Source organism: Paraburkholderia sp. GAS42, from assembly GCF_050436565.1.
Classification (GTDB): domain Bacteria; phylum Pseudomonadota; class Gammaproteobacteria; order Burkholderiales; family Burkholderiaceae; genus Paraburkholderia.
On sequence record NZ_JBNDML010000017.1, the window covers coordinates 1 to 25,710 of the forward strand.

At 57.1% G+C, this 25,710-nt stretch carries 22 protein-coding genes and 2 pseudogenes; 15 read left to right on the forward strand and 9 right to left on the reverse strand.

The window, feature by feature from the left end:
- On the reverse strand, positions 1-521 hold a 521-nt coding region (locus P3T16_RS23430; RefSeq protein WP_429344062.1), incomplete at its 3' end, for an IS110 family transposase.
- A 53-nt stretch (positions 522-574) separates the two neighbouring features.
- Between P3T16_RS23430 and P3T16_RS23435 the strand changes: the two are divergent.
- Positions 575-853 (forward strand): annotated as a pseudogene (locus tag P3T16_RS23435) (HU family DNA-binding protein); the annotation flags it as partial.
- Between the two features lie 162 nt (positions 854-1,015).
- Here P3T16_RS23435 and P3T16_RS23440 read toward each other — a convergent pair.
- The 3 genes and pseudogenes from P3T16_RS23440 to P3T16_RS23450 form a co-directional block, all read right to left on the reverse strand.
- Positions 1,016-1,480 (reverse strand): annotated as a pseudogene (locus tag P3T16_RS23440) (heterodisulfide reductase-related iron-sulfur binding cluster); the annotation flags it as partial.
- Between the two features lie 670 nt (positions 1,481-2,150).
- Positions 2,151-3,758, reverse strand: coding sequence for a hypothetical protein (locus tag P3T16_RS23445; RefSeq protein ID WP_429344063.1), 1,608 nt, complete (start codon positions 3,756-3,758; stop codon positions 2,151-2,153).
- Between the two features lie 158 nt (positions 3,759-3,916).
- Positions 3,917-4,117 carry a hypothetical protein gene (locus P3T16_RS23450; RefSeq protein WP_429344064.1) on the reverse strand — a complete coding sequence of 67 codons (201 nt, stop codon included), beginning with the start codon at positions 4,115-4,117 and terminating at the stop codon, positions 3,917-3,919.
- A gap of 49 nt (positions 4,118-4,166) precedes the next feature.
- On the opposite strand from P3T16_RS23450, the gene P3T16_RS23455 reads away from it, so the two are divergent.
- Genes P3T16_RS23455 through P3T16_RS23465 form a run of 3 tightly spaced genes read left to right on the forward strand, consistent with a single transcriptional unit; the run spans position 4,167 to position 7,346 of the window.
- Entirely contained in the window at positions 4,167-4,763 is a 597-nt protein-coding gene (locus P3T16_RS23455; protein ID WP_429344065.1) for an IS607 family transposase, read from the forward strand.
- Positions 4,763-6,376 (forward strand): IS200/IS605 family accessory protein TnpB-related protein, encoded by a 1,614-nt coding sequence (locus tag P3T16_RS23460; protein ID WP_429344066.1) that lies wholly within the window; start codon positions 4,763-4,765, stop codon positions 6,374-6,376. The genes P3T16_RS23455 and P3T16_RS23460 overlap by 1 nt, the downstream gene beginning before the upstream one ends.
- On the forward strand, positions 6,354-7,346 hold the full coding sequence (locus P3T16_RS23465; protein ID WP_429344067.1) for a porin: 993 nt from the start codon (positions 6,354-6,356) through the stop codon (positions 7,344-7,346). Before P3T16_RS23460 ends, P3T16_RS23465 begins: the two co-directional genes overlap by 23 nt.
- Positions 7,347-7,542: 196 nt before the next feature.
- Here the strand turns inward: P3T16_RS23465 and P3T16_RS23470 are convergent, their stop codons facing one another.
- Together P3T16_RS23470 and dcm are read right to left on the reverse strand one after the other, a co-directional pair.
- Complete coding sequence (locus tag P3T16_RS23470; protein ID WP_429344068.1) at positions 7,543-8,109, reverse strand: hypothetical protein; 567 nt, start codon at positions 8,107-8,109, stop codon at positions 7,543-7,545.
- Between the two features lie 25 nt (positions 8,110-8,134).
- On the reverse strand, positions 8,135-9,499 hold the full coding sequence (dcm, locus tag P3T16_RS23475; RefSeq protein WP_429344069.1) for a DNA (cytosine-5-)-methyltransferase: 1,365 nt from the start codon (positions 9,497-9,499) through the stop codon (positions 8,135-8,137).
- A gap of 415 nt (positions 9,500-9,914) precedes the next feature.
- On the opposite strand from dcm, the gene P3T16_RS23480 reads away from it, so the two are divergent.
- Both P3T16_RS23480 and P3T16_RS23485 read left to right on the forward strand, forming a co-directional pair.
- Complete coding sequence (locus P3T16_RS23480) at positions 9,915-10,484, forward strand: hypothetical protein (protein WP_429344070.1); 570 nt, start codon at positions 9,915-9,917, stop codon at positions 10,482-10,484.
- 122 nt (positions 10,485-10,606) lie between these two features.
- Positions 10,607-11,254: a hypothetical protein gene (locus P3T16_RS23485; protein WP_429344071.1), complete on the forward strand. Its 648-nt coding sequence runs from the start codon at positions 10,607-10,609 to the stop codon at positions 11,252-11,254.
- A 199-nt stretch (positions 11,255-11,453) separates the two neighbouring features.
- On the opposite strand, the gene P3T16_RS23490 is transcribed toward P3T16_RS23485, so the two are convergent.
- Positions 11,454-12,950 carry an IS5 family transposase gene (locus P3T16_RS23490; protein ID WP_429344209.1) on the reverse strand — a complete coding sequence of 499 codons (1,497 nt, stop codon included), beginning with the start codon at positions 12,948-12,950 and terminating at the stop codon, positions 11,454-11,456.
- A 1,172-nt stretch (positions 12,951-14,122) separates the two neighbouring features.
- Here P3T16_RS23490 and P3T16_RS23495 point away from each other — a divergent pair.
- Positions 14,123-15,223 carry an RNA-guided endonuclease InsQ/TnpB family protein gene (locus P3T16_RS23495; protein WP_429344072.1) on the forward strand — a complete coding sequence of 367 codons (1,101 nt, stop codon included), beginning with the start codon at positions 14,123-14,125 and terminating at the stop codon, positions 15,221-15,223.
- Positions 15,105-15,515 (forward strand): helix-turn-helix domain-containing protein, encoded by a 411-nt coding sequence (locus P3T16_RS23500; RefSeq protein ID WP_429344073.1) that lies wholly within the window; start codon positions 15,105-15,107, stop codon positions 15,513-15,515. The genes P3T16_RS23495 and P3T16_RS23500 overlap by 119 nt, the downstream gene beginning before the upstream one ends.
- A 151-nt stretch (positions 15,516-15,666) precedes the next feature.
- Here P3T16_RS23500 and P3T16_RS23505 read toward each other — a convergent pair whose 3' ends face one another.
- Positions 15,667-16,209, reverse strand: coding sequence for a hypothetical protein (locus tag P3T16_RS23505; protein ID WP_429344074.1), 543 nt, complete (start codon positions 16,207-16,209; stop codon positions 15,667-15,669).
- A 549-nt stretch (positions 16,210-16,758) separates the two neighbouring features.
- On the opposite strand from P3T16_RS23505, the gene P3T16_RS23510 reads away from it, so the two are divergent.
- The 3 genes from P3T16_RS23510 to P3T16_RS23520 all read left to right on the forward strand — a co-directional run bounded on the left by P3T16_RS23510 (position 16,759) and on the right by P3T16_RS23520 (position 20,145).
- Positions 16,759-17,916, forward strand: a complete 1,158-nt coding sequence (locus P3T16_RS23510; protein ID WP_429344075.1) for a hypothetical protein — start codon at positions 16,759-16,761, stop codon at positions 17,914-17,916.
- A gap of 365 nt (positions 17,917-18,281) precedes the next feature.
- On the forward strand, positions 18,282-19,400 hold the full coding sequence (locus P3T16_RS23515) for an FAD-binding oxidoreductase (protein WP_429344076.1): 1,119 nt from the start codon (positions 18,282-18,284) through the stop codon (positions 19,398-19,400).
- A gap of 46 nt (positions 19,401-19,446) precedes the next feature.
- Positions 19,447-20,145 (forward strand): M24 family metallopeptidase, encoded by a 699-nt coding sequence (locus P3T16_RS23520; protein ID WP_429344077.1) that lies wholly within the window; start codon positions 19,447-19,449, stop codon positions 20,143-20,145.
- A gap of 69 nt (positions 20,146-20,214) precedes the next feature.
- Here P3T16_RS23520 and P3T16_RS23525 read toward each other — a convergent pair whose 3' ends face one another.
- Positions 20,215-21,699, reverse strand: coding sequence for a PLP-dependent aminotransferase family protein (locus P3T16_RS23525; protein ID WP_429344078.1), 1,485 nt, complete (start codon positions 21,697-21,699; stop codon positions 20,215-20,217).
- A gap of 135 nt (positions 21,700-21,834) precedes the next feature.
- Here P3T16_RS23525 and P3T16_RS23530 point away from each other — a divergent pair, with 135 nt between their 5' ends.
- From P3T16_RS23530 to P3T16_RS23545, 4 genes are all read left to right on the forward strand, one after another.
- A complete protein-coding gene (locus P3T16_RS23530) occupies positions 21,835-23,259 on the forward strand; it encodes an APC family permease (RefSeq protein ID WP_429344079.1) in 1,425 nt (474 codons plus the stop codon).
- Positions 23,260-23,262: 3 nt separating this feature from the next.
- Entirely contained in the window at positions 23,263-23,958 is a 696-nt protein-coding gene (locus P3T16_RS23535) for a glutamine amidotransferase (RefSeq protein WP_429344080.1), read from the forward strand.
- A gap of 414 nt (positions 23,959-24,372) precedes the next feature.
- Positions 24,373-24,594 (forward strand): hypothetical protein, encoded by a 222-nt coding sequence (locus P3T16_RS23540; protein ID WP_429344081.1) that lies wholly within the window; start codon positions 24,373-24,375, stop codon positions 24,592-24,594.
- Between the two features lie 34 nt (positions 24,595-24,628).
- Positions 24,629-25,462 (forward strand): RNA-guided endonuclease InsQ/TnpB family protein, encoded by an 834-nt coding sequence (locus P3T16_RS23545; protein WP_429344082.1) that lies wholly within the window; start codon positions 24,629-24,631, stop codon positions 25,460-25,462.
- Positions 25,463-25,710 lie beyond the last annotated feature (248 nt).

A 25,710-nucleotide genomic window follows, 5' to 3' on the forward strand; every position in this document is an offset into this window, starting at 1 on the left:
AGACGCGGGGGTAGTGAGTGTTCCGCAAGCACGGTTGGCAGGCGCGCGATTACCGTTTTGCCGATTGGCAGACTGACGCCGAATTCGAGTAGGAAACCGTGTATCTGATTGATAGTCTTCGTGCGATCACGAATCAACGACTCGCGCACGCGATGCAGAGCTGACAGCGTTTGTTGCGATTCGCTTTTCGGCGTGACAAAGCGCATAGAAGGGCGCGACGCCGCCTCACAGATCGCCTCGGCGTCCAGAAAATCATTCTTGTTACCCTTCACGAATGGGCGCACGAAGTGGGGTGAAATAAGTTTGACCTGATGGCCAAAGGTAGTCAGCTTGCGCGCCATGTAGTGGGCGCCGGCGCAGGCTTCCATGACCACGGTACATGCATGAAACGTAGCGAAAAACTCGATAAGTTGCTTGCGATTGACCCTCTTGCGAAACACGGCCTTGCCGCGGCTGTCCGCGCCGTGAAGGTGAAACGAATGCTTGCCCAGATCGATTCCAACCAGCGTTACATCTTGCATGATGGCCTCCCAGGAAAAGAGAACACCCTACCGCACTACCCGCGCGCAGGGCGGGGGTGACCATCTCATTACTCATTGATGCAGTTGCAGCAGCAACGGGCGCAACAAAAACGTCAGCCGGTGAAACGGTCGATGCTTTCATCGCAACGGTGACGAAGGCCGTAGTTGCCGGGGACACAGTACAGCTCGTTGGTTTTGGCTCGTTCAGCCAGGGTGCGCGCGCGGCGCGGACCGGTCGTAATCCGGCAACGGGTCAAGAAATTCAGATTGCTGCAGCAAAAACGGTCAAGTTTACGGCTGGCAAGACCTTCAAGGCAGCTGTAAACGCCTGAAGGGATTATCTGGCCTCCCGCATCTCCAGCGAGTTAGCGCCATTCTTCGATGAAGTTCGTTGATTGAGGATATACGTTGACATTCCGCTGGAGGTGCTGACCTCTATGCTTGTTTTCGACCGCAGCACCGAGTTGCCAAGCATGACGAATTCTGTGACGCGTCTATCGCAACGACGCTTCTACAAGTTCTATCCAGTGGCGAACCGGCGTGCGCCCAGTGCTGTCCAGATGGGTCTGGCAACCAATGTTGGCCGTGACGATCACTTCGAGCTTGCAGCTTTCCAGCGCGTCTAACTTGTTGTCGCGAAGCTTTCGCGCAAGCTCGGGCTGTGTAATCGAATAAGTGCCGGCCGATCCGCAGCACAGGTGGGCGTCGGGTACGGCTGTTAGCTCGAAGCTGAGCCGTTGCAGGATCGATTCCACCGCGCCGCCCAGCTTCTGCGCATGCTGCAGTGTGCATGGGCGATGAAAGGCGATTTTCTGCCGGGCCTCTTCTGGCAATTTCGAGCGCAACTGGTCAAGGGGCTCGTTAGCCAGTACCTCCGCAAGGTCTCGCGCCAGTTCGCTCACACGCTGCGCTTTCGACGCATAGCGAGGGTCGTCGTGCAACAGATCCCCATAGCCTTTGGGAATGCAATATACGACGCTCAACTCACAACGGCGTCTCTGCGCGGACATCGTTGATTCGATGGGCTCGCCGATAACTAGAAGGCGCCATGACCCGGCTTGTGCTGCGCAGTTGGATTGGTGGGCTCATGCATTCAGCGTCAGGTGGCGACATTGTTGTGCTGATGTCAGCGTCGTGGTACGACGATATGCGTATATTGAAGCTAACAGTAGGGAGACCAAAATTCGGCAACCTACCGCGTTCTTCGCCGAGGAGCGTCAGTTTCAGGATGTACAAATCTGCATATGCAGACTGTCTTCGCGGGGCAAGCGGTTGTCCCTGCTGAGTGGGGCGCCGTAGTCGCCGCGACCAGAGGTACTTTTCGCACTCCGACCTGGCGAGCTAATGCTCGCGCGCAACACGTCCGTCCGCCGCAGGGACGCCGCGTCAGGCATGTGGACGAGTGCGAGCGTCTTGATCGATTTATTGCGAGCGACGAACACTCTCGGATTCGAGGTCCCGCCTCCGAGCGTTTCGGTGCGTCTGCGGACCGACTTTCCCCAGCGCGTTCAATTCTCGATGGCGAATGATGAGGTCGGGGCCAGGAGCAATTTCTAAATACGACCGAGCATCGAAACTTCAATGTACCGAAGCGCGCAGTGATGCGCGTGTCGATATATCGAATAACCTTTAAGCGATTGCGCTCGGCCAATCGGATAGCTGCGGATATGTTGTCAGGTCTTCCAGCCTCGTCATCATTGCCGGCTTGACCTGCCTCCCATCGGGCAGCGTGGAAACATAGTGTGCGGCAGCGTGCCGCCAGTCGTCTTCATTCAATGTCGCAGACGGGATGTGGCGACCCGGCACGTCGGCAATGCGTCGAAGGTCGACGAAATGATTGAATCGATACTGAACGAGGGCACAGCAGCTTTCAAAAATATATAACACAGGAATGGCCTTGCGAAATCTGAACATGAGCGGCCACAACTGCGGTTTGGGCGCCCAGAACGCATGATTGACTGTGAGGCTGACGCGACTCTGACTGCCATCACTCATTCTCGAAATAATATGGCTGAGCCCGGTATCACGAGTTAGCTCACTGAGCAGTCTCAGACGATCCTCCGGGAGCCGGACCACGATACATTGTCTTTCAGTGATGCGCGTGGCGAGCGGTTCCGGGAGCGCTGGCGCGTCAACCAGGTAGCATGTTTGCCATGACGTTACGTCACGTTTTATCCTGTCGATGACCGCATTGGTTGTCGCGGACAGGACGAGTTCGCAAGTGGTCGTTGTCCGCTCCGGGTTCAGCCTGCGACAGAACATCTCATAAACATATCGGGCTTTCAAATCCCTAGCAGTGCCATCGTGGCCGCCGGGATCAAGCATCGATGCGATGATATCGACCGCCTCATCGTCGTCTGCGGTGTGAGCTGATAAGAGGGCGCGCAACGGCTCGCTGAGTCTGCTCCATTGGCGCTCGACATTGCGCATAGTCGAAACGTAGGACGCCGCCGCTTCATAAAAGGCCGGGATAAGTCCATCCCGCTGGACGCACTCCGCGAAGTCTGGAGAGTCGGTCTGTAGCATTTCGCCAAGTATCGACGTATACACGGTTGACCAGAACCCCGGATGCCGACCGTCATCCATTGCTGCCAGCGTCTCCTCGAACCAAAGTATTGCCGAGTTGAGTGTGTCAGCACAATAGCCGCCCGCGTCTCCGCGCTCCACGACTATCCGGTATTCCTCGTAGTGGTCGAAAAGCGGTGCTCGGGTCGTGTCTTCATCGGAATGTGTGCCTTCTTTACGTAGGCTAACTGGCTCTTCATCGCCCCAGAGGATTTCATCGATGCCCTGAAGTGTCTCCTCGACTACTGGCAGAATCGCATTGAAGGCGTGGTGGAATGTCGCGCTAATTCTTGAGCCAGCTTCATTCTCCAAGGCATATAGCAGGTCGTCGAACGTGATGCGAGTTCGTAGCAGGGCCTGCTCGTCTGTGTCGCCGTTACAGTGAGTTCCGGGGACAAAGAGCGTTTGCTGCGCGCCTCTGCGGAGCGCGGCATAGTCCGTGAGTAGCGAAACAAGCTCGCGGCGCAATCCGTAGCATTCGACCTTGGCCATGACATCTGGCGATGTCTTACTCATCATCCAGAGAATCACATCAGGGACGACAAAAACCATCCCATCCGAGCTGAATAAGGACTTATCCATTTCGGCAATCAGTTCGACGGCCGTAGCGAAAGCGGTTTCCAGGAAGTCCTGGCGGCCGGAGTTGCAAGTTGTATTCAATTCGGTCGACATATTTGCGTTGAAGAGGTTGCTGTGCAAATCTGTAGACAGTTGTTTTAGCCAACGCTTTTTCGGAACACCGCCCTGGTTAAGATCCCCTGGACGGGGCGGCTGCCGCTACACCGGTTTCCTGCTGTGATAGGTTAAGCGCTTCGTCTGTCGGTCGATGTCTATTCGATTTCAGGCAAGCGAAGCGCGACCTCGTTCAGGAGCCAGTCATACTTCCGTTTAACACTCTCGTCGGTAGCGGAGGCGAGATTTTTTTGAGTTTTCTCTGGCGATTCCGCCAGGGACTTGCGAAACGGTACAAGCGCCTCGTTGCCGATCAGGGTTTGCAGCAGTAATCGTTGAGTCTGCGCAAACCTGTTCATGGCGTTTAAAAAGCCGGTCCTACACCCTGTATCTTAGTGGAGATGCAGGATGCGACTTCTATTAATTGGCGAGGCGGCAGCAGAGCTGGGCATAGCGGTGGGCACGCTGCGACGCTGGCATCGACAGGACTTGTTGACGCTCATCGGCCGCACACCCGGCGGCCATCGGCGATACCTGCGCGACACAGAGCGCGCGACCCCGGGCGCGGAGCCCACTGCTGCAGGCAAGACCGTCTGCTACGCCCGTGTCTCCTCGCACGACCAGGCCGAACAGCTGAAGACTCAGGCCGCCCGGCTTGAACACCATTGCATCGACCCAGGTTTCGCCGATATCGAGATCATCACTGATCTGGACAGCGGGCTGAACTATCGCAAGAAGGGACTCCAGCGCCTGCTGTCGGACATTCTTCGTGGGCGTGTGACGCGTCTCGTGCTGGGCACGAAGGACCAGTTACTGCGCTTCGGTAGCGAATTACTGCTCCGTATCTGCGAACTCTTCTACGTCGAAGTCGTCGTCCTCGACGCAATCCCCGATGTCGACCGTGAGCAGCAGCTCACCGAAGACCTGGTCGAAATCCTGACGGTCTTTTCCTCGCGAATGTGTGGCTTGCGTAGCCGAACGAACCTGTGGGCGCTGGCCGTCTGATGCAATCGACCACCCAGACCCGCCTGAACCTGCCATCGCAGGATGCGCAGACTCTCGATCGGATGGCTGAGCTGTACGGATCGATGAAGCGCAAACTGTACGCGCGTCTCGCCGTCCGGGGCGGCAAGGCGAAATCGCACAAGACGGCGTTCCGTCGCGAGCACGGTATCTCCGCACGCATGTTCAACGCCATGGCCATTGAGCTGCAGGGCCTAATCGACGGTACGCGCGAACTGCTCCAGGAAGAGCGCCGAAGCCTTGCGAAAGCCATCCGCCGTATCAAGGCGCAACTTGACGTCCGGCGTGAGCAGATTGCTGAAATCGATGCAGACCGGCTGCGGATGAAGCCGGCGCGTGAGGCGAAACTGCGCCGCACGGCCCATCAGAACGTTATCTCGCTGGCGCGTCGCACGTCAAAACTCGGCAGGATTGAATCGCGACTCGCGGCCAACGTGCCTGGTATCTGCTTTGGCACCCGCAAGCTCTTCGGCCATCAGCACCAGCTCGCGCTGGCAGGATTCAGAGACCGCGAAGCGTGGCTGCGGCAATGGCAGGCCAGCCGGTCACATCAGGTATTCTTGGTGGGCTCGAAGGACGAGACCGCCGGCAACCAGCTGTGTCAGTTGCAAAGAGCCGCTGACGGCACCTATGCCCTGAAGATCCGTGTGCCGGACCGGCTGGTTTCGCCGGGCGGCGACAAATATCTTGTCATCGCCGGCGTCAGCTTTGACTATGACGATGAGGCACTGAACGCGGCGTTGGACACGAATACTGCATTGACCTGGCGCCTGCATCGGGACAGTCGTGGCTGGCGGGCGTTTGTGTCGTTCAATCATTCACTAGCGGAAACGCTCACGCTGGACGCGACGCACGGGACTGTCGGACTCGACTTCAATGCTGACCACCTCGCTGTCACGGAGACCGATGCGTTCGGCAATCTGCTGTGCACGAAACGGTTTCCGTTGCTACGGGAGGACGCGAGTTCCGGCCAGCGCAACGCCGCACTCTCGGATGCCCTCACGGCGGCAGTCGAATGGGCGAAGGAGTCGCGTAAGCCTGTCGTCGCCGAGGACCTCGACTTTGCGGCGAAGAAAAAAGCGATATCACAGCTCAGCCCGAAGGGAGCACGCATGCTCTCGGGGCTGCTTTACGCAAAATACCGGCAACTGCTCGAGGCGAAGTGCTTCCGTGCGGGTGTCGAACTGATCAGAATTAACCCGGCCTATACGTCGACCATCGGTGCAGTGAAGTACGCATCGCGACGTGGCTGGAGTGTGCATGCTGCTGCGGCGGGCGTGATCGCCCGTCGCGGGCAGAAGTTGACTGAATGTCTGCCACGCCCGAACACGGTAGCCCGTGTTCCGGTGCAGGGTGATCATCACGCCCTCAAGCTACCTGTAAGGATAGCGGGAGATTCGCGTATGACCGCCTGGCGAGGCGTTCATGCAGCGTACAGAGGATTGGTGCGCGAGCGATGGCTCGCCACACGGCGCGGTTTGCCGCACCGGAGTGCGAACGGTACCATTGGTCACGGTGGTAACGCCGTGCCCCTCAGCAGGGACAACCGTTTGCCCTGCGATGACAATCTGCATGAGCAGATTTGTGCACGTTGAAATAAACGGCTTGCGCGGCACGGAAGATCTCGGCGGCGGACTGAAAGCGGTCTTCACGCTCGAAAATGGCTTCGACGCGTCGAACGGCAAGCTGCTGCAAGGCAACCGTGAGTTCGGCCGCCAAGCATTTGTCGGCCTATCGAGTGACAGGTGGGGGGCGCTCACGCTCGGCCGCCAGTATGATCCGATGACGGAGCTGATCGGCGACATCGCCGCGACGTCGATGTGGGCGTGGCTCGGCACTCACCCGGGCGACTTCGACAATCTGAACTCGACTTTTCGCGTGGATAACGCTGTGAAGTATCAGTCGCCGAAGTTCTACGGGCTGCAGGTGAACGGCATGTTCGCGCCCGGCGGCGTGGCGGGCGACTTCGCGTCGGGCCGGATTTACACGCTGGGGCTCAAATATGTGAATGGTCCGCTAACCGCCGCGCTGGCGTACGACAACATCAATAATCCGTCGGTGTCGGCACTCGACAGTACGGTTTCGCCGGGACAGGCCGGCTACGTGAGCCCGGGTCGAAGCCCGGTGTTTAACGGCTACGCGTCGGCGAACGTATGGCAGATTTTCGGTGCGGCGGTGTCGTACAAGATCGGCCAGGGCAGCATCGGCCTCGTCTATACGAACGCGCGTTTCCAGAACGTCTTGCGCACGGCGTCCACGCCGAATACGGGCAACGCCACGTTCAACAGTTACGAGATCAACGGCCGCTATTACATTACGCCGTCGCTGCTGATCGGCGCATCGTTTGACTACACGCAGGCGCGCGATGCGAAGTATCAGCAGATTGATTTCGGGCCGGACTATTCGCTCTCGAAGCGCACCGACCTGAATCTGGTCGGTGTGTGGCAGCATGCGTCAGGGGTCGACTCAACGGGGCATCCAGCGGTCGCTGCCATTAGCACACTCGGGCAATCGTCAACGCCGACGCAAGTGGCGGTCAAGCTTTCGTTGAGGCATCGTTTCTAAACAGCAGATTCGCGTGGATAGAGGCTTCAATCGTCAAGTTACGATTGAAGCCTCCAATACACCGTGGCCATTTGACATCGATTGTCTCATGCGGTGTGGTGTTGATTCAGTGGTCGCGATCCCGCTCAAAGTCCACTGTGTCGACACGGACACTGTGTACCCACTGAGCAAGTTCGGCTAGCTCTGGTGTGCGATTCTAACTCTCTGACTCGCGTCGGCTGATAGTCTGATTGTCCACGACGTGCACGATACGGTCCTTGGGGGCGCCAGTCCGTTTTTCCATCAATTCTGCATACGTTGGGTGATTCCGGGATTGCGCGGTGACATCACAAATACACAGGTCTTCGTAGAGCTCCGGCGTAACTGGAACAATCTCCAGAATTGTTGCGTCGACGAACTGGTAAATGACGAGTAGTCGGCCAAGTTTCAGGCGAGGCATTGCGTAGAAAGGATGGAAAGGTAGCGCAATGTGCTCATCACGAAGCATCAGATTGGCCTGACGTAAATCGTCAGGCCTAGTCATGACGACAGCACCATATCTGGCATCCGTCGCGGGAAATTCGGCTGCTTTTCTCCCTGGCACTGCGACAATGACGCAGCGCTCGTCCTGCAGCAGCTCTTCCGCCACCAAAGCGTGCTCCGCGAGGACGTCAAAAGAGCACGGATGTTTGACGTCCGAGACGTACTCGTTGATGAACTCCATCAATGCCTGGTCGAGTTCCGTGTCGGACAATTCTTTCTGGCTAACTTGCATTGTTTGCATTTTTTTGGCTCGGTTGGAGTATCGGCTAAGCGTTGTGAAGATTTTGTTGGTCGTTGAGGTGTGCTCTGTACAGAGCCTCGCCGATACGGCGAACGAGTGGCACGACCAGGGCGTTGCCCATAAGCATCGAGCGCGTTACATCCGTCACGCCAGGATGAGCCGTGAATCCGCGCGGAAATCCATTTAGCGCCTCGAGCTCCTCCGGTACGAGGCGTCGAAGTAGGCCCCCGGGCTCTCGGATGGCGTGTTTTGTCCGTGTCGCCGTGGTCCCGCCTTCAGACGTAATGATTGTTCTGGATGGTCGGTCTAGTGGGTCGGGGAAGGGCATCGCACCCTCCGAGTAGTTGTACTCGAACCCATTTTTCATCCGTGGAATCTTCTTTGCCGATTTGGCAGCACGCCACTTATCTTCGTCTTCCTTCTGAATATAGAAGGCTGTTGGAACGGGACCTGTTTTGCTGACAATGTCGCCGAGTGTGAGTGCTTCCCGGTGGCCGGTAAGCTCGTTGAAATCCTCAATGCGGGCGGTGTCAACGGTAAACGTCCGCACAGCTCCGCCAAGCATCAGTCCACAGTTGGCGAACCGCGACTTCCCGTTAGAGAGAGGCTGATAGTGCATCTGCTCGTCGAATGGGTCCGAGCGCAGACTCAGGGCAGTTGTCACGCCATCCAGCGGGTTTCGTGGGACACAAGGAAGCGCACTGTTGAGGACTGTGTGCGGGAACCATCCAGAGTCGTTGGCCGCAAGACCTTCGTTTTGCATTCGCTGATAAATGCCAGTGGACCTGTGATGGGCGACAATGAACGTGCGTTTGCGACGCTGGGCGTTTCCGTATTCTGCTGCGTTGATGACACGCCATTCGACTGCATAGCCGAAAGAGTGCAGGGTCGATAGAATGACCGCAAAGTCCCGGCCCCGGCATGAAGCCGGACTCGAAAGTAGCCGGTCGACGTTCTCTAGAATCAGATATTTGACAGGTTCTGCGTCCTCTATCCGCTGCTGAAGCAATTTCGCGATGGCCCACCACAGGACTCCCTTCCTGCCCGCGAGCCCCTGCGATTTTGATAGGGGCTTCGCAACAGAAAAATCCTGACACGGAAAGCCGCCGACGACGACATCCGGTAACGTTTTGCGTATCGCCTGAATCCCATCTTCCGATTCAAGGACCGAAAAAATGTCCGCATTGATGTGAGGGCCGCCGGGCCAGCGTGCTTGATAAATCTCGCTGGCGTGCTGCTTCTTTCTGGAAGGTTCGAACTGGTTGCTCAACACAATTTTAAATGGGCGGCCGTGTATTGCTTCGAGTCCCAGGCGGAATCCACCTACACCTGCAAATAGTTCTGCGACACGAAGCTCGCCCTTCGGATTGATATTGTTTTGCGCTGACATCCTGTTTCCCGTTGATGGTGGAAACAGGTAGAGCGAATAGGTTTTATCTTTTCGCGAGAAAAGTTCGAAGCGTTTAAATTGCAGGCTTCGGACTGCACCAGAACGAGAATCACATCGAACCGGCTACCAGAACGACCTGTCGCCTTTGCGGCCGCCGGAAGTTCTCCAGATGAGTATGTGGCCTGACGGCTAAAACAGATCGCCATACATATCGAGGAAGCAAGGTGGTTCCCCGAGGACGCCTCTGACGCCTGCCAGCGATATTTCTCTGTAATATAAATATATAACGCCGTTAAATGTTTATATTGTTTATGAATTTAAACTGGCTTAAATACTATGTTGCAAAAACATTCGAGCATTAATATCATTTGGGTATTGTCTGTTTGTTGTGGCTTTTTTTAAATCATTATTTAAAATGAAAATTCCAGAAACAATCTCTTTTGCCTATATCGCCGCGTGGCCGACCGAAGGGCTGGCGCCGGGCCTTGAGTCGTTCGTCGGAGAACCTTGTCTGGTGTCGTTTTCCGCGTCTTCAAAATGGGTGAATCCAGTTGAATTTATACTCAGTCATTCAACAACAATGATGAACACCCCAGAGGGTCCTGTTTTCATTTTTCTCAAGCGACAGGGCACAACCTTCCATTTCATCCTGGCTGATGCGTTGGACGAGAGGCTTTGGTCGCTCTTTGATGAGTGGAAAAAACATGGAAAGTACCTTTCCTACCTTGGAATGGGTGGCAAGTCCAATCTGCACGCATGCGAGTCGCCAGATGTAAGTAGGTTTCAAGAGTTTCGTGACAGGGCTGGACCTCAAAATTTAAATCAATTCAAAGAAGCAGTATGGGAAATATTGAACGAAGACCTGCTGGAGGGTCTTGCTGCCGGAATCCTGCGAAGCGAAGTCGATGCGTACGACATCTACAACATTTCGGTCGAGATGAATGTTCTTGACCTGGATATGGATGGTGCATCGCAAGTCCTCTAGCGGTGGCACGCCACATCGTCCTTGCACGGCAACCGTTGCGAGCCGCTAGTCGCCGCAGCAACAAAACCTCAAACACATATGTACGGCTCAGAAGCCAGAGTAGCTAAACACAGGAGAAGAAAATGGAAGATGTATTTAACAAGGAACTCGATTTTGGTCTGTGTCAAACAGGCGCGATTGGCACTGCCAGGGACTTCGCGCCGTTCGCGAGGTCGGCTGCGAAATTGCGGCCAACCACACCGGTGCTTACAGCGAACGTCGACCTCGGCATGCTGACGAATTACACGAGAATGGGCGAAGGAAGCTTCGGTCTTGGCTGCTTTCAGGCTGACGATTGCATCCTGCTTACCATGCGGCTTCAGGTTGGGGCGCTGCAGATTTACTGGTTGGCTGACGCGAGCGACCCGGAGGTCTGGAAGACAACTGATTCCTGGAAGAAGGGCGGCAAAGCGGGTTTTGCCCTTATTCAGGACAAGGGTGCGGCGTTCATCCCCTGGGATATTTCTGGTCCGCAAAATGGTGTCGAGCAATTCCGGGGCGAGTGCGGCAAGCAGAAGGCTAGCCAGTTTTTGCGGGCAGCCACGACATTAGCTGGAAGTGGGAGGGTTCACCACCAGGCAACCACCGATATACCGGGCGTTCCTCTTGAGCACGTTTTGGTTAATGTTCTCATGACTGACCGGCTCATGGAGGTCGTTAAGAAGAACTCAATCGAGCTGCTCGCGCACGTACCGACGCTTTCACGCAAGGCTCACATGAAGACCCACTAGGCTGAAGCGGGAGCGCCATGTGCTCGCGACTGCCAATGAGATGCGGGACATTATGGCTAGGAGCGCAGAGACGACGGCGCCGACGCACCACCTCCTTCCTTGCCCATAGCCGTCTCACAGGCACATAGCTGAGCAAGAATACCAGTAACAGCGACGATGTTTCGGGTGCGGTCGCCGTAGCTAGTCGGCGCTGCAAAATTCAGTTTGCTTGATGCACGACGCCGATGGGGCATTTTGTCGGAGCGGGAAGGTTAAGCGGCCGGAAGCGTTCCCGGTGCGCAAACAGCGGATGCGACGGCACATTGACGATCCAATGCAACCAGGCGAGGATAAAAAAGATGGGCCCCAGACCCAGGCGAACAATCGCACGCAACAGCCAGCGCAGGTTGTAGCCCGTGGCGCACAGCACGGCATGCAGCGCATCGCCGGTTTGCCCTTTGAGCCAGCAACGACGCATACCGTGGTCGTGCTTCACATGGCCGATGATCGGTTCAATCGCCTGTCGTCGCTTGAGCCAGCGGCGCTGCGTGCTGGTCAGTGTCTTGTGTTTTCCGCGATGAATCAGGTGTACAGATGATACCTCCGGGTCGACGCCGCGAAAGCCGAGATCGACCAATACGGTCTTCGGCTGCGGTGTACCGGGCAGGTCCTGCAACAGAATGGAGCTCTGTTCGAGTTGCTCGACCAGCGTATGGCCGTCATAGGGGTTGCCGGGGAACGCCCGCGCACCAATGATCAACCCTTGTTTCTCCGTGATCGCGAGGCTCACCTTGACGCCGAACTCGTAGGGCTGGCGCGCCTTTCCTTTCCCAATGCATTCAACTTCAGGCGCATGCAGTGCGTAGAGCTTGTTCTTGTCCTTTGGACGTTGGCGGCAAATGCGCCAGGCCCGCTCAAGCCAGACGCGCAGTTGTGCCTGCCGTTCGTCCGAAGCTCCAGGCAGCTTGCGTTCGATATCGCGCAGCAACCGTCCCAAGACTGTGCGCTGACGTTTGAGTACACGACGCAGGCGCTTGAACTGCTTCGCATGGGCATAGCCGCCTGCGCGGCGCCGCAGCCGCTTGCCTTCGCGCTCGTAGGTTTGCTTCAACGCCAACCCGGCGCGCTGCGCCAACTGCACGAGTCTGGCCCGTGACACCTCAAGCAGACGGCTGTCGGTCGGATACGCAATCGCCTTCTCTTGAACCGTGGTGTCGACAATCACGCGCTCGAATTCGACCGGCGTCACCGCCTTCATCTGCACCGCAGCCGCGATCGTCGCCGCAAGCAGCTCCTCGACACCGGCTTCGCCCAGCGCCTGCCGAAAGCGCACCAGGTTGGTCGGGTCGCACGGCAGGCGCGGCTGGAAATACTCCTCGCCGCAGAAGAACTGGAAGTACACGTCCTGCGCCCAGCGCTCGCACACCGTTTCGTCACTTTCGTTGTAGGCGTGCTTCAGGTACAGCAGACCCACCATCAGCCGCATAGGCAAGCGCGGACGTCCAGCCGCACTGACGCCACCGGCAAGTTCCAGCGAGTTCGAGCCAAACAGGTCATCCGCTTCGCTCACCCGCCCATCGCGTGAGCGCCGCCCGAACAGGGGAGCAAGCGTCGTTTCGATTGAAGCCCACGACATCTTCGTTGCCAACACGGCAAGCGGGTGACGCAGATCAATCATCGCGTCCAGACGGCTACGAAAGAAATCAGGCGTGCTCATTGGCGACCACTCCGAAACTCCCAGAATCTTTATCAGATCGATATTCGTTCTGGGAGTTCTCTTACCCGCCGACAAACTGCATCGCCAAGCCAGGCGGGGCCTCACGAACTTCTGCAAGGCCGACTAGCTATTGAGAGTGCCGAGATGTTCAATAATGAATCATTCTAGCGGGAGCCACAGCAGGACTCTGACAACGAGAAGTGGCGACGCCCAGCTAGCTGACCCAATGCGCCCAAGCGCGATCGTGCTTGTGAGAGTCCCGCAACGTTTGACCGCCGCATGCATTCGGATTTCGTACTCGTGGAGGCGGGGTTGACTCCCGCCCCAAAAAATCTGGCGGCGATGTACGTTATTCTTGATGACAGAGAGCAGCCGTATTACGAACATCAGCCTGCGGCGTGACCGCTCACCATTTTCGGCAAATGACCTGTGGAATTCTGGATCCAACCTTGCGCAGACTGCGCTGAACTATACGGAAAGCCGGCCGGCGAGCCGGGACACGAGCGTCTGATGCTCAATGGCGCGGCTGCGGTGAAATCAGCGCCGGTGGAGGAGCACTACACTTGCGGTCGCTGTGGAGCGGTGTTCGCACGAATTTTTGCCGGACCACCGACGCGGCAGATATGGATGCTCCTGAACGCTGGGCAGCATTAGAACAGCGATTGTGAGAGCCTGATCAAACTTTCTCGACGCAACACATTTTCACGCGATGGATAGTGTTTCCCGCTGACGCCTGGACGTAATGGTGTTGTTTCACATCGGCAAGCGCAAGACTCAAAACGGAGCGCGACCGTGAATGTCGAACTCGCGGCTAATGTTCAAACGTTGTGATTCGACCTCGGCCGCAGACCATCAGCCAATCGCTATCTTGTTATGATGTGAGTGAGGTGGACGCAGAATGACTAACGGAAAATCTCGAACCAGAGGATTGCCACCAGCTGCTTATCGATGCCACTCTTGCGTTGCAGCGCATAGCGCCGGCGAGCGGCCAGCAATGTTATTCGACCTGTTATTCGGTTGACGAAGGAGACTTGTTTATCCACGGCTTGGCCTGAAAACCTCGGCCTTCAGGCCGGGGATGAAAGGCGGGTGTAGACAGCGCAGCGCGGATGTCGTGAGTATTCAAATGGAATTCGAGGTGTGCCTATACGGAGAAACAACCGTATCGGCACATGCAGCAGACTACCCGCGTACTCCATCTCCGACTCAAAGACAGACACGCCCGTGCGCTGCAGGAGCAGGCACGCGCGGTGAACTTTCTCTGGAACTACTGCAACGAGTTGTCGGTCAAGGTGTGGGAGCGGGAGCGGCGATTCCTCTCGGGCTACGACTTCCATCCGTTCACGAAGGGCGCCGGCAAGGCCGGGCTTGGCCTTCTTTCGGGCACTGTCCAGGCCGTCGCCGAAGAATACGCCACGCGCAGGAAGCAGGCCCGGAAGGTGAAGCTGCGCTGGCGGGCGTCGCATGGTGCACGTCGCTCGCTGGGCTGGATTCCGTTTAAAGGGAACGCAATCCGCTACCGCAACGGACAGTTGTTCATCGGCCAGATGGTCCTGTCGCTGTGGGACAGCTACGGCCTCGCAGACTATGAACTGGGCGCGGGCAATATTAGCGAGGACTCGCGCGGCAGGTGGTATCTCAACCTCTGCGTGAAGCTGGGTGCGCAGCACGGCCCGCGTCGTAGCGAGGCAACGAAATCCGTCGGTATTGACCTCGGGTTGAAAGACTTCGCTTCACTGAGTGACGGGCATGTGGTCGGGCCAGCACGACACTATCGCAAGCTCGAGGCGGAGCTGGCGACGGCACAACGCGCACGGAAGAAGGCCCGCGTGCGCGCGCTTCATGCAAGGATAAAGAATTCCCGGAAAGACCAGTTGCACAAGCTTTCCACGGCGCTCGTCGAGGAGTACGGCGCCATCTTCATCGGCAACGTGAACGCTTCGGCGCTTGCGAGGACACGGATGGCAAAGTCCGTGCTCGACGCAGGCTGGAGCCTGTTCCGGACCATGCTGCAATACAAGTGCGATTACGCCGGCGTGTGGTTCGATGAGGTCGATGAAGCGTATTCAACCGTAACCTGTAGCTGCTGTAAAAGGCGCACAGGCCCCAGGGGCCTGGAAGGTTTGCGAATAAGAGAATGGGCCTGCCTTGAGTGTGGCGCGTATCATCATCGCGACATTAACTCGGCAGACAACATTCTCGCGGCGGGACGTCGCCGTCTGGCAGCAGGAATCCCCGTCCTTCCCGCGCCTGGCGCGGCAGCCGCAGGCTGAGGGCGGGGAGGACGTCAAGGATAGGGACGAATCACTCACGATTAAAGAGGCCGCCAAACTTCTCTTTGTCTCCCCAAAACATGTTCGTACGCTTGTTCAGCGAGGTGACCTCGCAACCATTGAAGAGGCGTCGGAGAGTGTCGTGCATGTTCTTCGTTCTGCGGTTCTTGAGTACAGGGAAAAGATGCGAGCCCGGCAGAAAGCAGGCCTTGAGGCAATGATGGACGCTTCTGAACGCCTCGGACTCTATGAGCAGGAGATGGAGAGCCTGTCAAATCACGGTAAAGACTAACGGGCGGAGCTATCGCAACCCTGTGCAGGCATGGCGGATAACAGCATCTCTCTCAAGGCACGAACACCGACCCGTCGGCACGACTTTGCGAAAAAAGGCGGACCAGCAGGTGGTCCGCCGGGAATCATCCGTCTGCTAACAGATGCGTTCGTTATGGCGACGGTTTAACTGACACCACTACGTGCTCGAATATCTCGATAACACTCTTCTTCGCGTCCTTGAATTTAGCGGTTTCCTCAAGGGCGACGTCAGCGTGGCTCTGGGCAATCTGCGAAGCGGCCTGCAGGTCCGCCATATCTTCAGGTGACAGCGCATATTCGGACAATTCGACTGCATTGTCAGCGAACAGCCAGGCAACAAGGAGCTGGCTATTCGTGCTGGCGCCTGCCACCTGAATAGTCCGTCCGGATATAGCTACCGACCCTGCAGCGAGCGTCAGACACTCAACGTCAGTTCCGTCAGGACACTTGCGAACTTCGACGCCAATCTGCCGGGCAACGTGGTCAATCTCTCCGGCAGGGATATCCGTTAGCGCAACCACGACGAAGCTTTCGTCCTGGCGTTCAGGCTGCCCGCGTAGTTCCGAGCGAGGCACGACGTAAGCCGTGCGGTCAGAGTTAGATGCGCAGTGCTCGAGAATCGCGGTAACCAGTTCAGGGTTGATTTCGGGTGCAGCGGCGAGGCTGTCATACATGCTTTCTTTGTCCTTTAAGTTCGAGCTGACGGCGGCCTGCTGTCAGCAGACTCAGGTCGTATAGCAACCCGCGCTCGCCTCACGTAGTGCGGCAAGCGATGCCAACGCAGCAGCGCATTGCTGCCAGTGGTCAGGTATTCAGGCTATTGATCTGGCCGCCGATTCGTTAAATAAAAGATTAACAAATGCGCTCCCGCAGTTCAATAGGCGGGCGGAAATTAATTTTATACGGAGCATATCTGTGGCTTTGATAACGGGAATTGAGGGGATAAAAATCTATACATCGCGATGTCTGGACTGATTTGATAACTGTTATCAATTTAAATAGAGCCGGCAGGCGGCGCAATTTCGCTGGTAGGCCCGATGGATAAGGGCTTTGGGTGGAGTTTTCTAGTGATTGTTGTTGTTGAGAAAACGAAAGCATCGTTGGTATAAAGATTTAAACGGGGTTAAATACTATGTTGCTCGTATCGAATAACCCGGTTATGATTTGCGCAACCTGATGACGGAAAGTCACGTCGAAACGATTAACACTGATTTTATACGGTAATGGAACTTTTAAACGCCACATTGGAAATTTTCGCTGACTACGTGAACCGCGAGCTGGCGCAGCATGGCTTCACTTTGATTTCGCCATATCTCGCAGAGAGGCGCGCGCCCGGTATGCGACAGGGCGTTCTGCTGGGAGTCGACGTTGTGGCAAACGTTGTTTGCACGGCAGTGAGAACCTATTCTGTGTTCACACACGAGCTGGACGACGGGCCGACGGCCGAGCAGCTTGCGACTTCCGGCGTTGTGGCAGGAGTCGTCTCGGGGAGCATGGGGTCGTGGGGAGGCGATTTGCGCTCGCCGCTCAGGATGGTGACCGAAGGTCTTCTGCCGGATTTGCTTCGTTACGGGACCGTCGACACGATAGTGGCAGAGGTTGAGCGGTACCCGGGTTCGACGGGGCGCCACATTGGCAGCAGTCCCATCGCCGCGATTTTCAATCTCGCGCACTGCCTGGAAACGATGGGGCGTTTGTCCGACGCGAAAGGGCTGTATCTGGAAACCGCAGAGCGCCAGGAGCGGAGCAATGACGTACTCGCACGGGCATACGCCGACGCAGCTCGACGACGCGTCGAGGCGCTTCATCGCGCTGACGTGAAAGGGGGCACTTCAGCAAAGTCTGGTGATGTGACGCACGACGCACCTGATGAGTTAGGGCTCTCTGACGAAGATGAGGCTCTTCGACCGTTTTATGCTGGATTGCTGCGATATCTCGAGAGTGCTGGCGAGAATCCGACCACCAGCTACCCCTCGCTACTGTTTCGTGCCATGGATGAGCTGTACGAGACCGAAGCGCGTCCTGGTTTCTGGAAGTCGGTGTCCTCGAGCACGGTCATGAGTGTCGTCAAAACGTATGCACGAGATTTCGAGCGACAAATGACCGCGCTATCACCCACTGAACTCGAAGAGTATGTCGAGGACCTCGAGCTTGGTTTGCAGATGAGGGTGTTCGACGAAACCTGCGCCGAGCGGCTTCTCGCGTTGACGCAGGGGGGCAGGCCGGAGACCCGGGAAGATGTTTACGAATGGCTTCTTACGGACTTCGACCGCCGGGGTGAGGAAGACAAATCGGACTATCTGGAACGGGACGGATTTAAAGGGGCCGATGCTGTCATTGCGGCGATGGCTCTTCTGTCTAACGGCACGCGAACGTCCTAAGGACAGCAGTGCTTCGCGCGGGTCTTCTGGAGACCGTTTATTTCAACGTGCACAAATCTGTTCATACAGATTGTCATCGCAGGGCAAACGGTTGTCCCTACTGGCGTTGAAAGGTTTTCCGTGGCGCGCTCCGGTTCTACGTCGCTGAGAGCACGTTCCGAATCACGATCGGAGCATCAAGGGCGAAATTTGGCGAAGTCGGCTGACTCAGCCAAGTGAGCGTCCTGACGACGCTCCGCCAGCAACCACGTATCGCGCGACAGATAGAAATTCAAGCTGGACCAGCTCATTTTAAAAAACTGGAGGTGTCGCAGGGTCCAGATGTTATCTACTCTGGCGCTGTGAATCCCAGCCACAGGCCGTAAATGAGTTCGCCGATTATCACTGAGTCTGTCCATCCGAGCACCGCAGATAGAGCGACGCTAGTCCGTGGTCATATCGAGCAGGTTGCGCAATACGGACCGGGCGTAACCGCGCTCAGGATTCGAGTTGCGCAAGGCACCGAGTTTGCATGGTTGCCAGGCCAGTATGTGAACGTGCTTGCAGACGATGGGCGGTTCAGGAGCTTTTCACTAGCGCGACCACGTCTCATCGACGGATGTATCGAACTTCATGTTCGCCGCATTCCGAATGGCGTATTTAGCGATCTGGCGATACGCAAGTTCAAGTATGGCGACAGCGTCGCGTGGCGAGGGCCGTTCGGCGACTTCGGATGGCGCCAGAACCAGGACGCAGCACACGCAGTTTTCATGTGTACTGGCACGGGCTTTGCACCAGTCCGGGCGATTGTCGAGAGCATGTTATCTGAAGCTCGGCGTCACCCGATTTCGTTGTATTGGGGCGGCCGCTCGGATGCCGATCTCTATCTTCAGGGTGTAGTTCGCGAATGGGCCCGGTTGCACAATAATTTCCGCTTCATTCCGGTTGTGTCGCGCAGCGGGAGGGGCACCGGAGATGCGCGCCTCGGACGCGTACAGCACGCCGTCATGGCGGACTTCAGTTGGCTGGCGGACGCTGTTGTGTATGCATGCGGCTCCCCTGGAATGATCGCGGATGCCCGCGAAGCGCTAACTGCGCAGCGCGGGTTGCGGCCCAACGCCTTCTTCGCGGATCCGTTCGGGAGTATCGAAGTCGGGTCCTCAATCAACTCGGACGACATCGTCCGGATCTGCGCGAATGGTATCGACCATCGGATGTCGAGCGGTCAGAGCCTTCTCGCTGGGCTCCGTGCCGAAGGCGTGACGATTACCAGTGTATGTGGCGGCCGAGGTGCATGTGGAACCTGTCTCATCGAGATCGACAACGCATCGCGCGCGACATTGGCGCCTCCAGGCGGCGATGAGCGGGATCTGCTCGAATGTCTTCCTGACGTCTCTTCCCGCGCACGACTCGCCTGCCAGATACGGCTCGACAAATCTGCGGACGGCCTCGCGTTGTCTGTTCCTCCAAGCATTGTCGCTTCCACATCAAGCCCTGATTCGTAGCTCCTATCCAACCCAAACCGCTGCATACAACACGGAGTATTTCCCCATGAGTACAGTCGCCTTGACAGACCTTGAACGTGTCGGTGCCTCATTCACTGCCGATACGATGCTAGTGGTACGGGATAAAACCCGCGCGGCTATCCATGAAATCGCGGCGCAATGCCATCCCGGCATGGTGGAGGAAGATGCGGTCGAAATCGCTAAGGGTATCCTCAAAGCAGCTGGCATGCGACGCGGCTGGCACGACGTTTACGTGCGGTTTGGGTCTAACACGACCAAGACCTTTGGTGCGCCGTCCGACCCAGGCATCGTACTGGGCACAGACGATATCTTCCTGATTGACATTGGTCCGGTATGGGAAAAATGGGAAGGCGATGGTGGCGATACTTTTGTTACCGGCACTGATCCCGAGATGGCTCGCTGTGCGCGCGATGCCAAGGCACTGTTCCACGAAGTGCGTGCGAAGTGGCGCGATGAAAAGCTAACGGGTGAAGCGCTTTACCTGTTTGCCGACCGGCGCGCAACCGAACTGGGGTGGAAGCTAAATCTGGATCTCTCAGGGCATAGGATTTCCGACTTCCCACACGCTGCAATTTACGAAGGCCCGCTTGCGGAGGTACCGTTCAACCCTTCGCCCTTGCTGTGGGTGCTCGAAATTCACATCCGACATCCTGATAAGGCCTATGGTGCATTCTTTGAAGACATGTTGCTCGACGATGTCTTCTTTGAAACCGCAGAGGCCTGATATCCGAACAGGTGTCAATGTAGAAGTCCGAACGCGCCGTGCGACGGGGATGGCGCGCCTCCGCGCTGTCTAGTCTTGCAGGCTTTTCCAGCTTGCGGTCAGCCGGCTGACGGCTTCCTCAAGCTCATGCGCGTCGAGGCTCGCAAAGCCTAATCGAAGTCCCGACGTCGGTTCTCCTGACATCGAATAAGTCGCACCGGGCAACATCTTCACGCCGTGTAAAGCCGCGCGCGCGACCAGCTTCTCGACGTTGACCGTATCATCGAAGCGCACCCAGAACGCGAGGCCGCCGTCGGGTACGTCAAACTCGATTGCTGAGCCAAAACTACGCTTTAACAGACTTGCAAATAGCATCCGGCGCTCGTCGTAGATGCGAAGTACCTTGCGCGCGTGGCGACGGATTTCACCTGCCTCCATCATCTCGGCCACTGCACATTCGGTCGCGGAGTCTCCCTGTCGGTCGATCAGCAGGATCTCCTCAGCTACCCGATCGACAAATCGCTTGGCGCCCACAATATAGCCGCTGCGCAGGCTCGGTGTTAGCAGTTTAGACAGTGAGCCGATATAGGCGACCTTCCCCCATTGGTCGGCACTAGCGAGTGGCAACATCGGCCGATGGGAGAAATGAAAGTCGTGATCGTAGTCGTCCTCGATGATCGCGAAACCGAACTGATCAGCAAGTGCCAACAACCTCAAGCGCCGTTCGGGTGGTAGCAGGACAGTCGTCGGGAATTGATGATGTGGCGTCAGATATACGCATCGAACCCGTTTGCGCCGGCAGATCTTTTCGAGTTCATCGAGTCGCATGCCCTTGTCGTCCACATGCGCGGTTTCGACGTCGACGCCGTTGGCGAGAAACGCTTCACGGGCGGGAGGATAGCTCAATGTCTCCAGCACAGCCGTGTCACCGGGTTGCGTCAGCACGCGTGCGGCAATGAAAATCGCCATCTGGCTGCCGCGCGTCAAACAGATAGTCTCAGCGGTCGTTTTAAGACCGCGTTCAGCGTTGAGCATTGCGGAGATGGAGCTTCGCAGTGCCCATGTGCCACGTGGGTCGCCGTAACCCAACCTGTTGCCCCGGCTCAGCATCAATAGGCTGCGGCGATATGCACGCGCCATTTCATTGACCGGAACGAGTCGTGTGTCCGGCGCGCCGTCATCGAACATTAACACGCCTGGCTCCGGCAACAGGAAGTCCACGCGGGTTTTCTGGCCTGGCAACCGAAAATCCGGTTCTTCGGGCAACCCCGACGCTTCAACGGGACGAAACGCGAACGCGGCCGGCTGCGCAGTTGGCAAATGCGGCGATACGAAAGTACCGCGCGCTCGCTCTGGTGTCAGCCATCCTTGGGAGGTGAGTTCGTCGTACGCGAGTATTACGGTCTTGCGATTGACCTCAAGCGCGTCGGCAAGGTCGCGAGTACCTGGAAGTGCGTCGCCTGGCTGCAGACGACCACGACGAATCTCCTCTATGACCGCGTGGACGATCTGAAGGTAGGGTGGGGTTTTCTGACTTCTGCTGATCGTGATGCCTAATTCTGACGGTCGCAACATGCTGGTCCACCCTTCTTTAATTTTCTGGAGGATTCATCTGGTCCTCCAGAATCGTAGCATCGGTTCACTGACAACGAAGTCCGAGTCTTTATTCGGGCACTCCCATACCTCGTCATTGACCTCAAGGTGCAAACCATGGAAAACAATCCTCTTCGCGCCAACTGCTTGAGTTTTTCCGAGTTGCTGGGCCAGGCCGTCGCACTGATTTCTCCAACCATGACGGCTGCGCTGATCATCCCTGTGATGTTTTCGAACACCGGCAACATGAGCTGGCTTGCATACGCACTTGGAACGGTAATGCTGTTGTTTGTCGCGCTGAACCTTAACCAGTTTGCGCGGCGCTCGGCCGGTGTCGGATCGATGTACGCTTACACCAGCCGTGGCTTGGGGCTGACCGCAGGCGGGATCGCCGGTTGGTCGTTGGTCTGGGCGTATCTGGGCATTGCTATGGCCGGGATGACAGGTTTCGCGGTGTTCGCAGGCAAGCTGACCGAGATGGCCGGAATCAGTCTCTCTCCGGTCGTGTTCTTCGTGATCTGCGCGGCGACGGCTTGGTACTGTGCATGGAGAAACGTACAGCTTTCGGCGGTCCTGATGCTGGTTCTGGAGGGTGCGTCGATGCTGTTAATTCTGGGTCTGTGCGCGATTGTGCTGACAACGCATCACTTCGCAATCGACAGCCGGCAACTCAGTCTGCGCGATACTCCGCTGTCGAGCATGGGACTTGGGGTAGTAGTTGCGATTTTCAGCCTGGTCGGGTTCGAGTGCGCGACGGCATTCGGCACCGAAGCGAAAAATCCGCTCAAATCTATTCCGCGCGCAGTGATCTGGAGCTTGATAGTGTCGGGCCTTTTCTTTGTGTTTGTAACGTACACAATGGTTGACGGATTTAACGGGTACTCGACGACGCTCGACAAGGTCGACGCACCGCTCAACGTACTTGCAGAACTGGCGCACGTGAAGTTCTTGCAGTTGCCACTCTCGCTGGGCGCGATGTTCACCTTTTTCTCATTGGCACTTTCGTGCATTAACGCAGGCGCCCGGGTCATCTTTGCCATGGGACGGCACGGCCTCTTTCATGCAGCGACGGCCGGATCACATTCTACCAACGCAACGCCCCACGTTGCCGTGACTGTGATGGCGGCGATCGCCTTTGGAGTGCCGACAATACTCGCTCTCGCGCACAATGCACCGCTCGACATTTTCAACTGGGTCGGCACTCTGGCAGCATTTGGTTTCCTTGTCCCTTACTTCCTGATCACGATTGCTGCACCGGCTTACCTTGCTCGAATTGGGCAGTTGCGTCATCGCGACATCGGATATTGCATCGCGGCCTTGCTGTTGCTGACGATTCCCACTGTGGGCAGCGTCTACCCGTTGCCGCCCGCGCCGGTCGTCTATTTCCCGTACCTGTTCCTCGCTTATCTGACAGTCGGCGCCGTCTGGATTGTGTCCTTTCATCGGCGTGTCCCAGCTGCACGCACGAAAATCCGCGAAGAGCTCGCTTCGACGCATGAATCTTACCCAGTGGCATCCGCCCAAGCTATAACTGAGATTTAGATCATGAAGCAGGTGCTCGCCATCCGTCACGTAGCGTTCGAAGATCTCGGCACATTTGAACCCGCGTTTATCGAAGCTGGCTACGCAATCGAATACATAGACGCTCCAACGGCCGACCTGCAAACAATCGATGTCGACGCGCCAGATGTCGTTGTGATTCTCGGTGGTCCAATAGGTGCCTATGAGGACGACAAGTATCCGTTTTTGCGTCACGAGGTCGCGCTGATTGAGCAGCGCCTGATGGCAGGCCGTGCGCTGCTCGGGATTTGTCTGGGCGCTCAACTAATCGCGCGGGCGAGCGGTGCGCGCGTATATCCTGGGGAGCGGAAGGAAATCGAGTGGGGTGGCGTATCCCTGACCGAAGCCGGAAAGCAATCGATGCTGGCGCCATTGTCTGCGGGGCTCCCGGTCCTGCATTGGCATGGCGACACGTTCGACTTGCCTCCCGGCGCGGAGCTTCTTGCGTCTACTGTGTCATACGCGAACCAGGCGTTCTCAGTCGGACCTCAAGTATTGGGGTTGCAGTTTCATATCGAGACTTGTGCGCGAACGCTGGAGCGCTGGCTGGTCGGACATGCGGTGGAACTTGCACATGCCGGCATCGACATCCAGTCGCTGCGAAAAGATGCTTCTGACCCATCAGCAGCCAGCAGCGTAGTTCTCAGGGGTTGGTTGAACTTGATCGAACTTTCAACATGACAGGAGGTGTGCCTCCATAGATGCGGGTTGCACATACCCGTTTGCAATCGTTAGACGAAGCACACATCGAACTTCATCGGTCGTTCATGCAGGCTGTTGGGTTGGGCCACAGGCTCGGCCCGACATCCTCCCCGCCGTTGTTAGCTGACCGATTGCTATCGCCAGGCGGTGGCAAATACTTCACCGTCTGGAACGTCGCATTCAGTTAGACCGCGAAGCACTTCAATGGACGCCGATATCGCATTGATATGACGGCCGCATCGAGTTCTCTTTGCTGAGAAGTCCAAGTCCCCCGGGGAGTTGCAATCACGGCGCTGTTCGCCAGGAAACATGCGTCGACGCTTATTAAGTGCCGGCACTGGTGCTTGAGATGCCAATGGGTATTCCATCTGCCTACTTCCCCTCTGAACGAGCATGGCAAGATTCCGCTCCGAAGTGGGCCCTGCCATACTGGCAGGCGTTGCACGCACAATTGAAAAAGTGGTTTTTCTCTGGAACTACTGCGACGAACTGTCGATAAAGGTGTGGGAGCGCGAGCGGCGGTTCCTCTCGGGTTACGATTTCCATCCGTTTACGAAAGGCGCCGGCAAGGCCGGACTCGACCTTCACTCGGGCACTATCCAGTGCTGTCGCTGAAGAATATGCGACGCGCAGAAAACAGGCCAGCAAGGTGAAACTGCGCTGGCGCGCCTCAGGCGGCTCGCGGCGCTCGCTGGGCTGGATCCCATTCAAGGCAACGGCGATCCGTTACCGCAACGGACAGCTGTTCATCGGCCAGATGCCTTTGTCGCTGTGGGACAGCTGCGGGCTCGCAGGCCATGAGCTCGGCTCCGGCAATATCAGTGAGGACTCGCGTGGCAGGTGGTACATCAACATCTGCGTGAAGCTCAGCGCGCAGCAGGGCTCGCGTCGCAGCGGGGCGACGGGGTCGGTTGGCATCGACTTGGGCCTGAAGGATTTCGCTTCACGGAGTGACGGGCATGTGGTCGGGCCAGCACGACACTATCTCAAGCTCGAGGCGGAGATGGCGAAAGCACAGCGCGCACGGAAGAAGGCCCGCGTGCGCGCGCTTCATGCAAAGATAAAAAATTCACAGAAAGACCAGTTGCACCAGCTTTCCACGGCGCTCGTCGAGGAGTACGGCGCCATCTTCATCGGCAACGTGAGCGCTTCGGCGCTTGCGAAGACACGGATGGCGAAGTCCGTGCTCGACGCGGGCTGGAGCGCGTTCCGGACCATGCTGCAGTACAAGTGCGATTACGCCGGCGTGTGGTTCAAAGAGGTCGATGAAAGATATTCAACCCAGACCTGTAGCTGCTGTAAAAGGCGCACAGGTCCGAGGGGCCTGCAAGGTCTTGGAATAAGGGAGTGGGCCTGCCTTGAGTGTGGCGCGTATCATCATCGCGACATCAACGCGGCACAGAACATTCTCGCGGCGGGACGTCGCCGTCTTGTAGAAGGAATTCCCGTCCTTCCCGCGCCCGGCGCGGCAGCCTTAGGCTGAGGGCGGGGAGGACGTCAATAGCGACTCTAAGCAGGCAATATGCATCAAGTATCCGGAATCCACATGCAGTGATATGAGGCAAAAATTGGCGCTTGGAGCGCGAATGCCGTAGAACCTCGGTGAGGCAATCCGATCGCGGCAGAATCCGACTATCGCCGTGGGCCGTAGCGCCCCCGGCAGCGCCCGGCGCATAGGCATCGCTTGCGCGCCAGCTCAATCAGAAACAAGCCACTCGCGCTTCGCTTCGA